This is a genomic window from Tenggerimyces flavus, from assembly GCF_016907715.1.
Classification (GTDB): Bacteria; Actinomycetota; Actinomycetes; order Propionibacteriales; family Actinopolymorphaceae; genus Tenggerimyces; species Tenggerimyces flavus.
Window position 1 is genome coordinate 5,977,106 of record NZ_JAFBCM010000001.1, and the last position, 15,092, is coordinate 5,992,197.

Below are 15,092 nucleotides of genomic sequence, written 5' to 3' on the forward strand. Positions count from 1 at the left end.
TTGATTCGATGACTGTCAATATAGACGCATGTCGAAACAGTGCTGCACGCCGATGACGTCGTCGCCGCTCTCCTCTTCGGACGCGACGGACGCCGCCGCGGCGTTCAAGGCGCTCGGCGACCCCGTCCGCCTGCGGCTGATGTCGGTGATCGCCTCAGCCGGCGGCGAGATCTGCGTGTGCGAGCTGACTCCCCTGTTCGACGTCAGCGGGCCCACGGTGTCCCACCACCTCCGCGTACTCCGCTCTGCCGGCCTCATCGAATGCGAACGCCGAGGAACGTGGGTCTACTACTGGCCGCTGCCCGACCGCCTCCGCCAGATCTCCACCCTGCTGTCCGTCCCGGAGTCGGCGATGGCCGAATAGCCAGGCATGCGAAAGGGCGGCCACGTACGCCGTGACCGCCCTTTCGATGAGTCGGTGCTACTTGATCTCGAGGTGGTCCTTGCCCGGGAACTCGGGCTGGGGGTACGAGGTCTCCTTGCCGTACCAGAAAGCCGTCGAGGCGATGTCGTCCTGCAGGGGCAGGTAGCGACCGTCGTTGCGCCAGCCCAACGCCTGGATCGTCACCTTGAGGTCCGACCCGAAGCGGATCGGGTCGAGCACGTGCCAGCGGTACATGCCGAAACGCTGCTGGCTCTGGTACAGACCGTCCGGGCGCAGGACCTGGTGCAGGCCCAGGAACGGCGTCGAGAACTCCGTGTAACCGTTGCCCGGAACGTCGAAGTTCCACGCGCCGCCGAAGTAGTCCTCGGTGCCCGTTCCACAGATGGTCGGGAACTCGTCGTCACCGTCGAGGAAGTACTTGATCTCGCCCTCGCCCCACCAGCCGGAGCTGTTCACACCCCACGCGAGGTACGTGCCCACGTAGTGCCCCGAGCCCGACACGCCGTCGAGGATCGTGTGAACGTCCTTGTACTGCAGCTGATTCGACCGCCGCCACTGGGCGTGGAAGTACGCGACGTCCTCAGTCGACGAAGCTCCCTCGGAGAGCGCGTAGTCGACCTGGAAGTACACGGTCATCTGGTCGTCGCTGAGGTTCTCCAGCGTGATCCGGGCACCGGACTTGAACGGCATCGGCCAGTAGCAGTTGAAACCGCCGTGCGGGTTGACCGCCACCGGCAGCGAGCTCAGCTGCGCGAACTTGCCCCAGCCCTGGCCGAAGAAGTCGCCCACCGGCACCTCGACGGCCGGCGAGGTGTCGCCGTCCCAGTAGAAGCGCAAGACCAGCTTGCGCCAGTTGTTCGTGTGCGTCGTCAGCCAGATGTGCTGGATCCCACCGGCACCCTGGATGTCCGCCAGCGTGGCGACCTCGCCGGACTCGATGTGGATCGACGGGGAGACCTTCCACCCCAGTCCGAGGTCGCGCGCCGCCTTCGCGCCCGTTCCCTCCGTGGCCGCGCCACCCTTGCCCTTCTCGCCGGTGGGATTCTCCGCACTGATAGAACGGGTGACCGACGACGACAGCCGCCACAGGTCGCCCAGTCCACTGTTGAAGCCAGCAAAGCCGTTCACGCCGCTACCTCTCCGTACAAACGAGCAGATGTCAGCGACGAACGTACCGAAGTGAAGTCGGGAAACCTGGGAGCGCTACCAGTTGTCCTGGAACGGCCTCAACGGACGGCGGCGGCCACGGGCTCGCGGGCGACCACCGGGTCCAGATCGCTCCGGAGCCGCCGCAGCCGCTCGGTGAGCTCGGAGACATCCGTCTCGGACCAGCCGTCGAGCGCGTGCGAGAAGCGGTCGGCGACGCTCGCCTTGACCGACTCCAGCTCCAGCTGCCCGCTCGGCGTGAGGTCGACGAGGTGGGCGCGCCGGTCCTCCGGATCGGCCTTGCGGGCCACGAAACCGGACGCCTCGAGCTGCGCGAGCTGCCGGCTCGTGACCGAGATGTCGACATGTAACAGGTCGGCGAGTGCCCCGACGCGGATGCCGCCGGTGCGCTCGAGCACGCTGAGCAAGGCCAGCGCCGACATCGGGCAGGTCGCGGCGGCGAAGCGTACGAGATCCTTGCGGATGATCGCGACGTCCTGCAGGGCTCGCATGAGGCCCTCGATCAGCACCCGTTCCATGGGTTCCACCAATCGTTGCTTAAAGCAACGATAACGTAACGTGCCCGTTACCGGCAAGCTGCGTCAGAACTGCAACTCGTTGAACTGGTGGAGTAGCCGGCCGAGATCGTCGACGTCCTCGCGCGGCCAGGTGTTGAGAATCCGGCGGAACCGTTCGCGCCGAGCCTCCTGTGTCGCGGTGAGGCGAGCGAGTCCCTCTTCGGTCAGGCGCAGCGTGACAGCCCGGCGATCGGCCTCGTCGCCGCTGCGTTCGACGAAGCCGAGGCTCTCCAGCAGTCGTACCTGCCGGCTGAGCGTGGGCTTGCCGATGCCGAAGAACGCGGCGAGATCGGTCAGCCGCGACCCGCCGGTCTGCTGCAGTTGCAGGAGGAGTCCGTACGCGGCCGCGCCGACGTCGGGATGCAGCTGGCGGGCGATCGTTCCGGACATCGAGCGCGACCGGCGGAACAGCACCGCGAACTCCCGTTCGACGGCCTTGACGGGATCGTCCTTGGTCATCCCGGTCACCTCCCTCTCGCCTCGCCCAGGTATGAGGCGACAACTGTAGGTGGCCGGTCTGTGCGGTGGTGCGTCAGTACGGGGAGTCGTCCTCGCGGAAGTGCTCCGGGCAGTAGAACGCGCCTGTTTGTTGGTCCCAGACCCAACCCTTGTGGTCGGTCAGGAACACGCGAACCTGCCTTGCGGAGCCGACCCAAAGTCCATGTTTGGCGGGCTGAAAGACCATCGTGCCGTGACACTCGTCGCAGGTGACCATGGTGAAGTACCCAATGACTTCATCGCCCCTGATCCGGATCATCGAGGTGGCCGGTCCCTCCGCTTTAGAACGAGCCCATCCGGTGAAGTCGCCGACTGTACTCCCGTCCCGTTCGGGATAGTCACCGGGTGTGGGGCGCGCTCGCGAGGCATGACGGCGCGACAATGAGGTAATTTCGCGGGGCGATGGAAGGAGCGGGCTGATGACCGATGAGCCAGAGCTCGACCTCGAGACGCCGGAGAACGACGCGTACGAGCAGCGCCAACCCGTGCTCGACGAGGACGACGAACGCCCGGCGCCGGACCCCAACCTGACCGACGAGCTCGACCAGGCGAACGAGGCTGACGTCCTCGAGCAACACACGGCGGTGCGCGGGGACGACGACTACGACTCCTAGCCACCGTCCAGCCGTTGCAGTGCTGACCTGAGGAAGCCGTCACGTCGCGGCGTGAGTTTGCCCATGTCAGCTGGACTCTGGGGCGCTGCGATCGCATCCCAATAGGCGAGCATCGGAAGCTCCTCGCCTAGGTCCACGCCCAGCAGCCGCGGCGCGGGGATGCCTCACTGCTCGAGGAGCGGAAGGACCGTCTGCTCCGCGGTCACGCCGGCTTCCCAGCTGGGATGGCGACGTCTCGTGAGCTGAGCGGGAAGGCACTCCGTAGGTGAAGCATCGTGGTCGCCTTACCCGGCCAGTGGCCCCTCTACCTGGCGTCCACCCCACGTAAAGCGGCAAATGACCATGTAGACATGATCATTGGACCCAGGGCGGGCCGGACCGGGCGAACCAACCGCCGGACGAAAGATCGAGGCTGGTCGAGGCCGGGCTGGGGCCGGCTAGCTGGAGCTGGCGGCTTCCATGGCGCGGCGGAGGCGCTTGTCGGAGATGGGTTGGCGGGCGCGGAGGTGTTGGGCGAAGAAGCTGACCCGGAGCTCTTCGAGCATCCAGCGGACCGCTCGTACGGCCTCGGTCGTGCGGCGGGACTCGGGCAGGGAGGCGAGCCAGGTGCGGTGTTCGGCTTCGATGGCCTGGATATCGTCCGTCCACTGCCGGTCGCGGTACGGGTTCTCCGGCAGCTTCGTCAACCGGTACGCCACCGCTCGGAGGTAGCGCTCGACGTCGGGGAGGCGGGCCCAGCCCGTTGCGGTCACGAAGCCGGGATACACCAGCCCTGTCAACTGCGCCTTGACGTCGGCCACCGACACTGACAGGGACGCCGGGAGGGCGTCGAGGGCCACCGTCACCTCGTGGGCGAGCGACAGGATCGCTCCCACCTTCTGCACCGTGTCCAATGACAGGTCGTGCAGCGACGAGCGCACGGCGTCGAAGAGCGCACGGAAGCCCGCCTCGTCCCACGCCGGTCCCCCCGCGTCCGCCACCAGCTTGTCCACCGCGCACGCCACGCTGTCGTCGAACAGGTCCCCCGACGACCCCCGCCAGTGGGTCGACAGCGCCAGCTTGGTGCGGTTCGACAACTGCCCCAGCACGTACCGCACCGGCGAGCCGACGTTCAACAGCAGCAGGCGGCGCGTTCCCGCCCACATCGACGCGGCCTGGGCCTCCGGAGTGTCGAGGAGCCGTACGCCCACCGACGAGCCCTCGTCCACCAGGGCCGGGTACGCCCGCACTTCCAGCCCGCCGCGCCGCGTCGAGAACTCTCGCTGCAGGGTTCCGAACGTCCACGTGCGCTGCCCCGAAACTTCCAGTCCGGAAGCCGCCGAGGAGATCACCTCACGCAACGACCCGCGCAGCTTCTTCTTCAGCACGTCGAGGTCCTTGCCCGTCGCGAGTTCTCGACCCTTCTCGTCCAGCACCCGGAACGTCACCTTCAGGTGGTCCGGAACCTTCGCCAGGTCCCAGTCCTCCCGCGTCACCCGCACGCCGCTCATCCGCAGCAGCTCGCGCTCCAGGGACTCCAGCAAAGAGGCCGACCCGTCCAGCCGCGGCAGCACCTCGCGCGCGTAGTTCGGCGCCGGAACGAAGTTGCGCCGCAGCGACTTCGGCAGCGAACGGATCAGCTCCGTCACCAGCTCCAGCCGCATCCCCGGCACATGCCACTCGAACCCGTCCTCCGACACCTGGTTCAGCACCGACAGTGGCACGTCGACGGTCACCCCGTCAGCCAACGCGCCCGGCTCGAACTGGTACGTCAACGGCAACTCGATGCCGTCGGAGTGCCACTCGCGCGGATACTCCTCCTCCGACACGACGCCGGCGCCCTCGTTCACCAGCATCGCCTTGGAGAAGCTCAGCAGATCCGGCGACTCGCGCCGCGCCTTCTTCCACCACGAGTCGAAGTGCGCCGCCGACACGACATCGGGCCCCACCCGCGAGTCGTAGAACGCGAACAGCGTCTCCTCGTCGACGAGAATGTCCCGCCGCCGCACGCGATTCTCCAGCTCCGAGACCTCCTCCAGCAGCTCCCGGTTCTCCGCGAAGAATGAGTGATGTGTCACCCAATCGCCCTCGACCAGCGCGTGCCTGATGAACAGCTCCCGCGACAGCACCGGGTCGATCCGGCCGTACTGCACGAGCCGCGACGACACGATCGGAACGCCGTACAGCGTGACCTTCTCGTACGCCATCACCGCACCGCGCGACTTCGACCAGTGCGGCTCGGAGTACGAACGCCTGATCAGATGTGGGGCGATCGGCTCGACCCATTCCGGCTCGATCTTGGCCACGATCCGCGCCCACAGCCGCGACGTCTCGACCAGCTCCGCCGCCATCACCCACTTCGGCGACTTCTTGAACAGCGAGGAACCGGGGAAGATCGCGAACCGCGCACCTCGCGCACCGACGTACTCGAACGACGTCCGTCGCCTGCCTCGAGTCGCGGGATCGCCCTTCTCCTCCTCGTCCTTCACGCCGATGTGCGACAAAAGCCCAGCCAGCAAGGACAAAACGACCTTCTGCGGATCGGCAGGCTCGGAGTTCACCGTCACGTCCAGCTGCTTCGTCAGCTGCCGCAGCTGGCTCTCGATGTCCTGCCACTCCCGCACCCGCAGGTAGTTGAGGAACTCGGCGCGACACAACTTCCGGAATTGGTTCGACGAAAGTTCTCGCTGCTTCTCCTGCAAGTACCGCCACAGATTCAGGTACGTCGAGAAGTCCGACTCCTTGTCCGCGAAGCGCGCGTGCGCCTGCGAGGCCGCCTCCTGCTTCTCGACCGGCCGTTCGCGCGGGTCCTGGATCGACAGCGCCGACGCGATCACCATGACCTCGCGCACGCAGTCGTTCTCGCCGGCCGCCAGCACCATCCGCGCGAGCCGCGGGTCCAGCGGAAGTTGCGCCAGCCGCCGACCGAGCTTGGTCAGGCGACCGTCGACCAGTGCCCCGAGCTCGTTGAGCAGATCCATGCCGTCCCGGATGTTTCGGCGATCGGGAGGCTCGACGAACGGAAAGGCGCCGATATCTCCCAGCCCGGCAGCGTTCATCTGCAGGATGACCGACGCGAGGTTCGTCCGCAGGATCTCCGGCTCGGTGAACTCCGGCCGCCCGAGGAAGTCCTCCTCGGCGTACAACCGGATGCAGATCCCGTCCGACGTCCGACCGCAACGCCCCATGCGCTGGTTCGCCGAGGCCTGCGAGACCGGCTCGATCGGCAGCCGCTGGACCTTCAACCGCGCGCTGTAGCGGGAGATCCGCGCCGTTCCCGGGTCGATCACGTACTTGATTCCCGGAACAGTCAGCGAAGTTTCCGCAACATTCGTCGCCAGCACGATCCGTCTACCGGGATGTGACTGAAACACTCGGAGCTGCTCGGCATGAGACAGCCGCGCGTACAAGGGCAGAACCTCGGTCTGCCGCAGGTTCTGCCGCTGCAACGCGTCAGCCGTGTCCCGGATCTCTCGCTCCCCCGACAGGAACACGAGGATGTCCCCCGGCGGTTCCAACACCAGTTCGTCGACCGCGTCGCAGATCGCCTGAAGCTGGTCCCGGTCGGCGTCGTCAGCCTCCTCGACCACCGGCCGATACCGCACCTCGACCGGGTATGTCCGCCCCGACACCTCGAGGATCGGCGCGTTCTCGAAGTGCCGCGAGAACCGCTCCGGATCGATCGTCGCCGACGTGATGATCACCTTGAGCTCGGGCCGGCGCGGCAGCAGCTGCTTCAGATACCCGAGGATGAAGTCGATGTTCAGGCTGCGCTCGTGCGCCTCGTCGATGATCAGCGTGTCGTACTGCCGCAGGTCCCGGTCCCGCTGGATCTCCGCGAGCAGGATGCCGTCGGTCATCAGCTTCACCAGGGTCGAGTCGCTGGACCGGTCGGTGAACCGCACCTTGAAGCCGACGACCTCGCCGACCGACGTCGACAGTTCCTCCGCGACCCGGTCGGCGACCGTACGGGCCGCCAGCCGCCGCGGCTGCGTGTGCCCGATCGTGCCCTCGATGCCGCGGCCGAGCTCGAGACAGATCTTCGGAAGTTGCGTGGTCTTACCGGAACCCGTCTCCCCCGCGACGATCACGACCTGGTGGTCCCGGATCGCTTCGGCGATCTCGTCCTTGTGCTGGCTGATCGGCAGCTCGGGCGGGTACGTGATCGCGGGTACGGCAGCCCGCCGCTGCTCCAAGCGCGCGGAGTCCACCCGGACGGGGCGGCCACCACGACGGGAACGGCGGGAACGAGAAGGCCGCGACGACGTCTCCATGACGTTGGCAAGGATAGGCAACCACGCCTCGAGGCGCCCACTTCATTACGCCAGGACGGCGGCGCCCGCCCGTTCCACCAGCGCGCGGGCGAGCTGGACCTTGTACGCGGACTGCTCCAACGGTGTAGCGCCGTCCAGCGCGTCGACCGACGAGATGGCCCACGGCACCGGCGCCACGCCAGCCAGCCCGTACCGCACCTCGGAGCCGAACCGCGCCGCAGCGACGCCCACCAGGGCGAACGCGTACCGCGCCCGGTCCATCGCCTTGAGGTACACGCTCGCGTCCGGCAGCGGCACCGAAAGTTCCAAGATCAGCTCGCCACCTTCGAGCGTGGTGAGCGCGCGGTCGTCGTCGGTCGGAAGCCGGTACAGGTCGGCCAGCGGGAACGTCCGCCGGTCTGTCCGCACCGTGGCCCCCAGCGCCAGCAACGCCGCCGCCGGGTCCGACGGGTGCGCCGAGGCACAGCGGTCGTTCCCCACGATCGCGTGCTCCCCGCCCTGACCCTCCCGAGCCAGACAGGTCGAGCCGCCCTGCAGCCAGCAGCCGTACGACAGCCGCCAGTACCAGCACCGCGTCGCCTGCAGCAGGTTGCCGCCGATCGTCGCCATGTTCCGCAGCTGCGGCGACGCGGACAGCCGGCACGCCTCCCGCAACGCTTCCGGTACCGACTCCGAAAGTTCCAGCTCCCCGAGCACGGTCGCCGCCCCGATCGTCACCGCGCCGTCAGCCACGACGATGCCGCGTGGAACGAGAGCGCTGATGTCGACGAGAGTTTCGGCGTGCAACAGCCCGTCGCGCACCAGCGGCACCACCTCGGTGCCGCCGGCCAGCGCGACCGCGCCGTTGCCTAGACCCGCCGAGGCGAGGTCGGTGAGGTCAGACGGCCGCAGCAGTTCCATGCCGCTCCTTCGCCGCCGCGTCCTCGTTCACCTTGCGCAAGGCCGCCAGCATCGTCGCCCGGTCGATCGGCAGTTCGCGTACGTCCGCGCCCGTCGCGTCGCGGATCGCGTTCGCTATCGCCGCCGCGACCGGAATGATCGGCGGCTCGCCGAGACCTTTCGCGCCCAGGTTGGTGAGGTTCGGGTCCGGAACATCCACCAGCTCGGCCACGATTTCCGGAACATCGGCGATCGTCGGCATCCGGTACGCGTCGAGTGTCCGCGTCAGCACGGTCCCGGTCGCCGCGTCGAGCACCTGACGTTCGGACAACGTGCCGCCAACGCCCTGGATGATCCCGCCCTCGATCTGCGACGACGCGCCGAGCGGGTTGATCACCCGGCCCACGTCGTGGATCGAGTACACCTTGTCCACCACGACCTGTCCGGTCTCGACGTCGACCGCGACCTCGACGACCTGGACACCGAAGGTGTGCACACCCATCCCCGCCGGGTTCGGCCCGCGGGCACCCTTGCCGAGAATTTGCGCGTTGCCGAGCAGGCTCAGCAGATCCGACAGCGGCCACGACTCGCCGTCGGTGGCGACGATCCGGCCGCCGGCAAGCCGCAAGGCCTCTGGCGTCCGCTCGTACCGCTGCGCCGCGATCTCGAGGATCTGTCGGGCCGCGTCGGCAGCGGCCGCACGAACCGCGGGACCCATCGATGGCGTGGTCGACGAACCTGCCGCGGCAACCGCGAACGGCCCGCGCGAGGTGTCGCCGAGCGACGTGTCGACCCGGTCGAGAGGCAGTCCGAGCTCCTCCGCGGCGATCTGCGCCATGACGGTCCTGCTACCGGTGCCGATGTCCTGCATGCCAGTGACGACCTGGGCCCGCCCGTCGGAGCCGATGCGGAGCCACGCGTACGCGGGCGGCCCGCCACCACCGCCCCAGATCTGGCTCGCCATCCCCACGCCGCGCTTCCACGGACCCTTGCTACTGGCCTTGACCGTCTCGCGCCGCGCCCAGTGCGTCTCGGCGCGGCGGTAGCACTCGAGCAGGTTTTTCGACGAGTACACCCGTCCAGCGGCGGGGTCGCTGTCGGTGTGGTTGCGCCGCCGCAGCTCGAGCGGGTCGATACCCAGCCGGGCAGCGAGCTCGTCAACGAGGCATTCCATGCCGAACGTTCCCTCGACGAAGCCCGGCGCGCGGAACGACTCCATAGGTGGGGTGTTGAGCCGCGTCGGGTACTCGACGGTGCGGACGTTCGGGCAGGCGTACAGCGTCTGCATCGGGCCGGCGGTGCTGGCGTGCCAGCCGCTCCACCCGATGCAGGCGATGTAGTCACCCTGCAACGCGGTGATCGTGCCGTCGAAGCGCGCACCGATCTTGAGCCGCTGGATGGTCGGGTTGCGGTTGCCGGAGGCGGTGGCCTCCTCGCGCCGGGTCAGCGCGCAGCGCACCGGACGCCCGGTACGGCGAGCCAGCTCGGCGGCGACGTAGGTGTAGTGGTGCGCGTTGTTCTTCGCGCCGAACCCGCCGCCCATGTACTCGCAGACGACGCGGACGTCGTCGCGTTCCATGCCCAACGTGCGCGCGACCTCGTTGCGTACACCCCAGATGTCCTGCGTGGAGATGTAGACGGTGAGCTGCGGGCCCTCCCAGACGCAGACCGCCTGGTGCGTCTCGAGCGCGTTGTGCACGACCGACTGGGTGCGGTACTCCGCCTCGATCACCACGTCCGCGTCGGCCAGCGCCTGGTCGACGTCGCCGCGTTCGTGCGTACGGGGCTCCTGCAGCAGCTGCCCACGACGTACGGCCTCGTCCGGATCGAGCAGCGGCTCGAGCACCTCCCACTCGACGTCGATCAGCTCCAGCGCCGCCTGCGCCTCAGCGAGCGAGTCCGCGGCGACGGCCGCGACCGGCGCGCCGTGGTAGCCCGCGAGCTCGTCGAGCTGAGCAGCCTCGCCCGGCCCGAGAGCGCCACGGACGCCGGGTGCCGAGAGCGCGCGGGACAGGTCGATGCGACGGACGCGTGCGTGCGCGTACGGCGACCGCAGCACCGCGGCCTGCAGCAGGCCGGCTGGGCGGAGGTCGCCGATGTAGCGGGCCTCGCCGCGGGCTCGGGCCGGGCCGGACTTGCGCGGGGCGGGCTGGCCGACGACGGAGAGCGGTCCGCCGGGCCACTGGTCGAGCGCGTCCTCCTCGACGACGAGCCAGATGGTCTCGTACCTGCCCTCGACCTCACGTTCGGTCTTGATCAGTCGCGCCATCTGGTGATCGCCTCCTCGATCTTCGGGTACGCGCCGCACCGGCAGATGTTGCCGGCCATCGCGTGCCGGATCTCCTCGCGGCTGGGCTCGGGCTTCTCGGCGACGAGTGCGGCCGCCGACACGATCTGCCCCGGTGTGCAGAAGCCGCACTGCAGGGCGTCGGCGGTGACGAACGCGTTGACGAGCGGATGGTCGCGAAGCCCCTCGATCGTGGTGATCTCGGCGCCGTCGAACTGATGAACGAGCGAGATGCAGGACAGCCGGGGCTTGCCGTCCGCGAGCACCGTGCAGGCTCCGCAGTGGCCTTCGCCGCAAGCGACCTTCGTCCCGGTCAGCCCGAGGTCGTCGCGCAGCACCTCGGCGAGCGTGCGCCCGATGGGCGCCCGCACGTCGACGCGCTGTCCGTTGATCCCGAGACGGACGGCTTCGGTCATCGATCACCTCTCGTGGGGAAGCGCATTCCCGAGGCCCCCGACCGCGCGCTCATGTCGGGTGCAGCCTATCCCGCAGTATGCCAACGTGCCGCCAGGTCGCCGGAGAGAACGCCGGGCGTCGAAACCGTCGGAATCCTCGCATTGCCGACGCACCAGGCCCACGTGGCCGGATTACGCCAGTGGCGGTAATGCGCCGCGCGACGATCTGGTCGGACCCACCTCGGATCCCTACTGTCAAAACGTGATTCGCCGCGTCACGGCCCTCGTTGCCCCTGCCCTGTTGGCAACGGCACTCGCCGTCCCCACGACCGCTTCAGCAGCGCCGCCCGTCACGGCCGAGCAGGCCGCACCGGCTCAGGCGAGGCAGGTGACGCTGCTCACCGGCGACCGGATCGCCTACCAGCGCGGGCCGGACGGCAGGGAGCGCGTCACGATCCAGCCGGCGCTTCGCGCGACCGGCCTCGCGCCGACGTTCGAGAGCCGGAGCGACGAGACGGGCTACTACGTCGTGCCCTCCGACGCCGCCGACGACGTCCGCGCCGACCGGCTCGACCAGGAGCTGTTCGACGTCCGCGAGCTCGCGAAGCTCCGGCCCGGCCCCACACCCGTGATCGTGACGTACGACGGCAAGCAAGCGCTCGCCAGGAACGCCGAGGCGCTGCCCGCGAGCACCGTCACCGCCGTCCTCCCCACCGTCTCCAGCGCCGCGATCAGCATCGACGACGCGACGGCGTTCTGGAACGCGTTCGCCCCCGAACGGCAGCGCAAGATCTGGTTCGACGCGCCCGTCCGCGCGAGCCTCGCCGAGAGCGTGCCGCAGGTCGGAGCACCAACGGTCTGGCAGGCCGGCTACGACGGCACCGGTGTGACGGTCGCCGTCCTCGACACCGGCATCGACCCGACCCACCCCGACCTCGCCGGCAAGATCGCGGCGAGCCAGAACTTCACCCCCGAGCCCAACGCCACCGACGGCAACGGCCACGGCACGCATGTCGCCGCCACCGCCGCGGGCCGGAAGGGTGTCGCGCCCGGCGCGGAGCTCGTCGTCGGCAAGGTCCTCAACAGCAACGGCTCCGGCGCGACCTCGTGGATCCTCGAAGGCATGGACTGGGCCGTCCGGTCCGGCGCGAGCGTGGTCAACATGAGCCTCGGCGGCGGGTTCTCCGACGGCACCGACCTGATGAGCGAGGCCGTGAACCGCCTCACCGCCGAGACCGGCGTGCTGTTCGTCCTCACCGCGGGCAATGCCGGACCCGGAGACTCCACGATCACCTCACCCGGCGCGGCGACGTCCGGCCTCACGGTCGGCGCGGTCGACAAGCAGGACCGGATCGCGAGCTTCTCCTCCCGCGGTCCGCGCCGCGGCGACGGCGCGGTGAAGCCGGAGATCACCGCACCCGGCGTCGGCATCGTCGCGGCACGCGCCGCCGGCACCGACCTCGGCGACCCGGTGGACGAGCACTACACGTCGCTGAACGGTACGTCGATGGCCGCGCCGCACGTCGCCGGTGCCGCCGCGCTGCTCGCGCAGGCGCACCCGACCTGGCGCGCGACCCAGCTGAAGTCCGCGCTCGTCGGGAGCGCGCATCCGATCGACACGACCGGCTTCGCCCAGGGCGCGGGCCGGCTCGACGTCGCCCGCGCGTATGCCCAGAACGTCGCCGCCGACCCCGCGTCGCTCGGCTTCGGTGCGTTCTCCTGGCCGCAGTCCGACGATGACCCGGTCACGCGCACCGTCACGTACCGCAACGACAAGCCAGCACCGATGACGCTCCAGCTGAACGTCGGCGCGAAGAACCTCGTCGGCGAGCCGGCACCCGCGAACGCGCTCACGCTGTCCGCCACCGAGGTCACTGTTCCGGCGAACGGCTCCGCTGCCGTCACCGTCACGCTCGATCCGCGGGTCGGCGACACCGGCGCGTTCGCCGGGCAGCTCGTCGCGATCGGCGGCGACACGGTCGTCCGAACGCCGCTCGGCTACTACAAGGCGGTGAAGTCGCAGCGGCTCACCGTCCGGCTCACGGGCTCCGCCGGGCAACCGGCCGGCGGCAGTCTCGAGGCCGTCCGCATCGACAGCGCCGCTCCGACGAAGGACCCGTTCGTCGACACGATCTTCTCCTTCTACCCGGAGGACGGCGTCGCGACGATCGACCTGCCGGTCGGCGTGTACGACGTCCACGCGAAGCTCTACGAGCGGAACTTCACCCGTGACCACGTCACTCTCGGGATCGAGTCCGCGGTCGACCTCACGTCTACCGACGCCGCGCTGACGTTCGACGCGCGCGACGGCGTTCTGCAGCAGCCGAAGACCCGGGAGACCACGCAGCCGTTCGCGTCGTCGATCGGCTTCGTCTGGAAGCTCGCCGAGCGCGTCGCGTACGTCAACACGTTCACGGCCGCGCACGCTCCCGACACCGAGCTGCGCGCGATCCCCCAACGCAGCAAGCCGGATCCAGGCCGCTTCACGTTCGAGTCGCACTGGACGCTCGCGCCACCGATGGTGACGATGCAGGTCGCGGGCGGTCGCGTCCCGCCGATGTACCCGGTCTACTACGTCGTGCCGGACGCCGTGGAACGGTTGGACGGCGACTTCCGCATGCCACTGGTCGACGCCGGCGTGGGCGAGGCCGCGAGCTTCGCGGGGGCTGCCGGCAAGCTCGCGCTCGTGAGCCTTCCGGTGCCGGAGAAGGACCCGTACGGCTACCTGTTCGCCCAAGCGGAGAAGGCGATTCGCAACGGCAAGGCCGCCGGCGTGAAGGCCGTGCTGTTCGCGCTCGAGCTGCCGGGAGCGATCACGTTCCAACCCGTTCCCGTCCAGGGCGTCCGGCTGCCGGTCCTCTCGCTCCGGTATGCGGAGGGAGCGCGACTGCGCGAGCTGCTCGGGGCCGGACCGGTCCAGCTCGACGTACGTGCCAAGCCGACGTTGACGTCCACGATGCACCTGCATTACGACCACCCGACCGGCATCCCGTCGACGCCACCTGCCCTTGTGCACCAGGCGAATCTGGCCGCGGTGCCGCTGTCCCTGCACGGCGACACGAGCAGCCAGCTCAACCAGCTCGCGTTCTTCGCGCACAGCGAGCTGCCGACCGGATCGCTCACGCCGGTGGGCGTGTGGGGACCGCAGGAGCACACCGCGTACATCGGCCCGACGAGTGACCGCCTCGCCTGGAGCGGGTCCATGAACCACTACGCACCGGACGGGTCCTGGATCCAGGCGATGGGATCGGACGGGACGTACGAACGGCGCGGCAGGACGCCGGCGGACCACTGGTTCGCCGGGCCGCTCGTGCCCGGCTCGTTCGACGTGCCTGCCGGCGAGCTGGGGCCGGCGTGGCCCGCACTGTGCGCGTTCTGCCGCGAGGGCGACCGGTTCCTCCCGACTGGCTTGGACGTCGACGCCGAGCCGCACCACTGGACACACACGCAGACCTGGCTGCACGAGGTGCATCTGTTCGCGGGCGAGGAGGAGCTCCCGCTCAAGGCGCTCTCGGAGGACTACTACGGCATCGGCTACTACCTGCTGCCGCCGCAGCCGGCGACGTACCGCCTGACCGACCGTTACGCCGACCCGCGCGGCGGCGGTCGCGAGGTGCGGACGAGCTGGACGTTCCACTCGGCCGGGAAGACCGCGCCCGGCTCGATCCCGCAGGGCTCCATGTGCGTGATGGGAAGGCTGGAGCCCACTGCCAGCTGCCGGTACGAGCCGTTGCTCAACGTGCGCTACCGGCTGGCGACCGCCCTGGACAACTCGATCGAGAGCGGGCGCACGCAGCGGCTCGAGGTGACCGTGCGCCACCACTCGCAGGCGGGCAGCGCTCCTCTGGCAGCGGCCGCGGTCTCCGTGTCGTACGACGACGGCGCCACCTGGCAGTCCGTCCGGGCCCGCGCGGGCGGCAACGGCACGTACCTCGTCGAGCTGCGGCCGAACGCGCCCGGGCAGCTCTCGCTCCGGGTCACGGCACGCGACACCGCCGGCAACGACGTCGACCAGCAGGTGATCCGCGCGTATCCGATTCGATGAGGGCACTATGCT

Annotated in this window: 10 protein-coding genes; 3 read left to right on the forward strand and 7 right to left on the reverse strand. The window is 69.2% G+C overall.

From position 1 onward, the window contains the following. Window positions 1-28 precede the first annotated feature (28 nt). Window positions 29-364 carry an ArsR/SmtB family transcription factor gene (locus tag JOD67_RS28170; protein ID WP_205120725.1) on the forward strand — a complete coding sequence of 112 codons (336 nt, stop codon included), beginning with the start codon at window positions 29-31 and terminating at the stop codon, window positions 362-364. A gap of 57 nt (window positions 365-421) precedes the next feature. Here the strand turns inward: JOD67_RS28170 and JOD67_RS28175 are convergent, their stop codons facing one another. From JOD67_RS28175 to JOD67_RS28185, 3 genes are all read right to left on the reverse strand, one after another. After that, entirely contained in the window at window positions 422-1,513 is a 1,092-nt protein-coding gene (locus JOD67_RS28175) for a glycoside hydrolase family 172 protein (protein ID WP_205120726.1), read from the reverse strand. 98 nt (window positions 1,514-1,611) lie between these two features. Beyond that, window positions 1,612-2,070: a MarR family winged helix-turn-helix transcriptional regulator gene (locus tag JOD67_RS28180; RefSeq protein WP_205120727.1), complete on the reverse strand. Its 459-nt coding sequence runs from the start codon at window positions 2,068-2,070 to the stop codon at window positions 1,612-1,614. A gap of 63 nt (window positions 2,071-2,133) precedes the next feature. After that, complete coding sequence (locus JOD67_RS28185; RefSeq protein ID WP_205120728.1) at window positions 2,134-2,568, reverse strand: MarR family winged helix-turn-helix transcriptional regulator; 435 nt, start codon at window positions 2,566-2,568, stop codon at window positions 2,134-2,136. Window positions 2,569-3,026: 458 nt separating this feature from the next. Here JOD67_RS28185 and JOD67_RS28190 point away from each other — a divergent pair, with 458 nt between their 5' ends. Beyond that, a complete protein-coding gene (locus tag JOD67_RS28190; RefSeq protein ID WP_205120729.1) occupies window positions 3,027-3,221 on the forward strand; it encodes an Rv3202a family protein in 195 nt (64 codons plus the stop codon). 437 nt (window positions 3,222-3,658) lie between these two features. Here JOD67_RS28190 and hrpA read toward each other — a convergent pair whose 3' ends face one another. The 4 genes from hrpA to JOD67_RS28210 are packed head-to-tail and all read right to left on the reverse strand — an operon-like array spanning window position 3,659 to window position 11,056. Beyond that, window positions 3,659-7,474, reverse strand: a complete 3,816-nt coding sequence (gene hrpA, locus JOD67_RS28195) for an ATP-dependent RNA helicase HrpA (protein ID WP_205120730.1) — start codon at window positions 7,472-7,474, stop codon at window positions 3,659-3,661. 45 nt (window positions 7,475-7,519) lie between these two features. Continuing rightward, on the reverse strand, window positions 7,520-8,374 hold the full coding sequence (locus JOD67_RS28200) for an FAD binding domain-containing protein (RefSeq protein WP_205120731.1): 855 nt from the start codon (window positions 8,372-8,374) through the stop codon (window positions 7,520-7,522). Next, window positions 8,352-10,622: a xanthine dehydrogenase family protein molybdopterin-binding subunit gene (locus JOD67_RS28205; RefSeq protein WP_205120732.1), complete on the reverse strand. Its 2,271-nt coding sequence runs from the start codon at window positions 10,620-10,622 to the stop codon at window positions 8,352-8,354. Before JOD67_RS28205 ends, JOD67_RS28200 begins: the two co-directional genes overlap by 23 nt. Continuing rightward, complete coding sequence (locus tag JOD67_RS28210; protein WP_205120733.1) at window positions 10,610-11,056, reverse strand: (2Fe-2S)-binding protein; 447 nt, start codon at window positions 11,054-11,056, stop codon at window positions 10,610-10,612. Before JOD67_RS28210 ends, JOD67_RS28205 begins: the two co-directional genes overlap by 13 nt. Before the next feature lie 241 nt (window positions 11,057-11,297). On the opposite strand from JOD67_RS28210, the gene JOD67_RS28215 reads away from it, so the two are divergent. Beyond that, the gene (locus tag JOD67_RS28215; protein ID WP_205120734.1) at window positions 11,298-15,080 is read left to right on the forward strand and encodes a S8 family peptidase; all 3,783 of its coding nucleotides are present in this window, start codon (window positions 11,298-11,300) and stop codon (window positions 15,078-15,080) included. Window positions 15,081-15,092 lie beyond the last annotated feature (12 nt).

Bases quoted from the DNA above. Each gene is read 5' to 3' on its own strand.
- JOD67_RS28170 (WP_205120725.1), top strand. From the start codon at position 29: ATGTCGAAACAGTGCTGCACGCCGATGACGTCGTCGCCGCTCTCCTCT.
- JOD67_RS28180 (WP_205120727.1), bottom strand. From the start codon at position 2,070: ATGGAACGGGTGCTGATCGAGGGCCTCATGCGAGCCCTGCAGGACGTC.
- JOD67_RS28185 (WP_205120728.1), bottom strand. From the start codon at position 2,568: ATGACCAAGGACGATCCCGTCAAGGCCGTCGAACGGGAGTTCGCGGTG.
- JOD67_RS28190 (WP_205120729.1), top strand. From the start codon at position 3,027: ATGACCGATGAGCCAGAGCTCGACCTCGAGACGCCGGAGAACGACGCG.
- hrpA (WP_205120730.1), bottom strand. From the start codon at position 7,474: ATGGAGACGTCGTCGCGGCCTTCTCGTTCCCGCCGTTCCCGTCGTGGT.
- JOD67_RS28200 (WP_205120731.1), bottom strand. From the start codon at position 8,374: ATGGAACTGCTGCGGCCGTCTGACCTCACCGACCTCGCCTCGGCGGGT.
- JOD67_RS28205 (WP_205120732.1), bottom strand. From the start codon at position 10,622: ATGGCGCGACTGATCAAGACCGAACGTGAGGTCGAGGGCAGGTACGAG.
- JOD67_RS28210 (WP_205120733.1), bottom strand. From the start codon at position 11,056: ATGACCGAAGCCGTCCGTCTCGGGATCAACGGACAGCGCGTCGACGTG.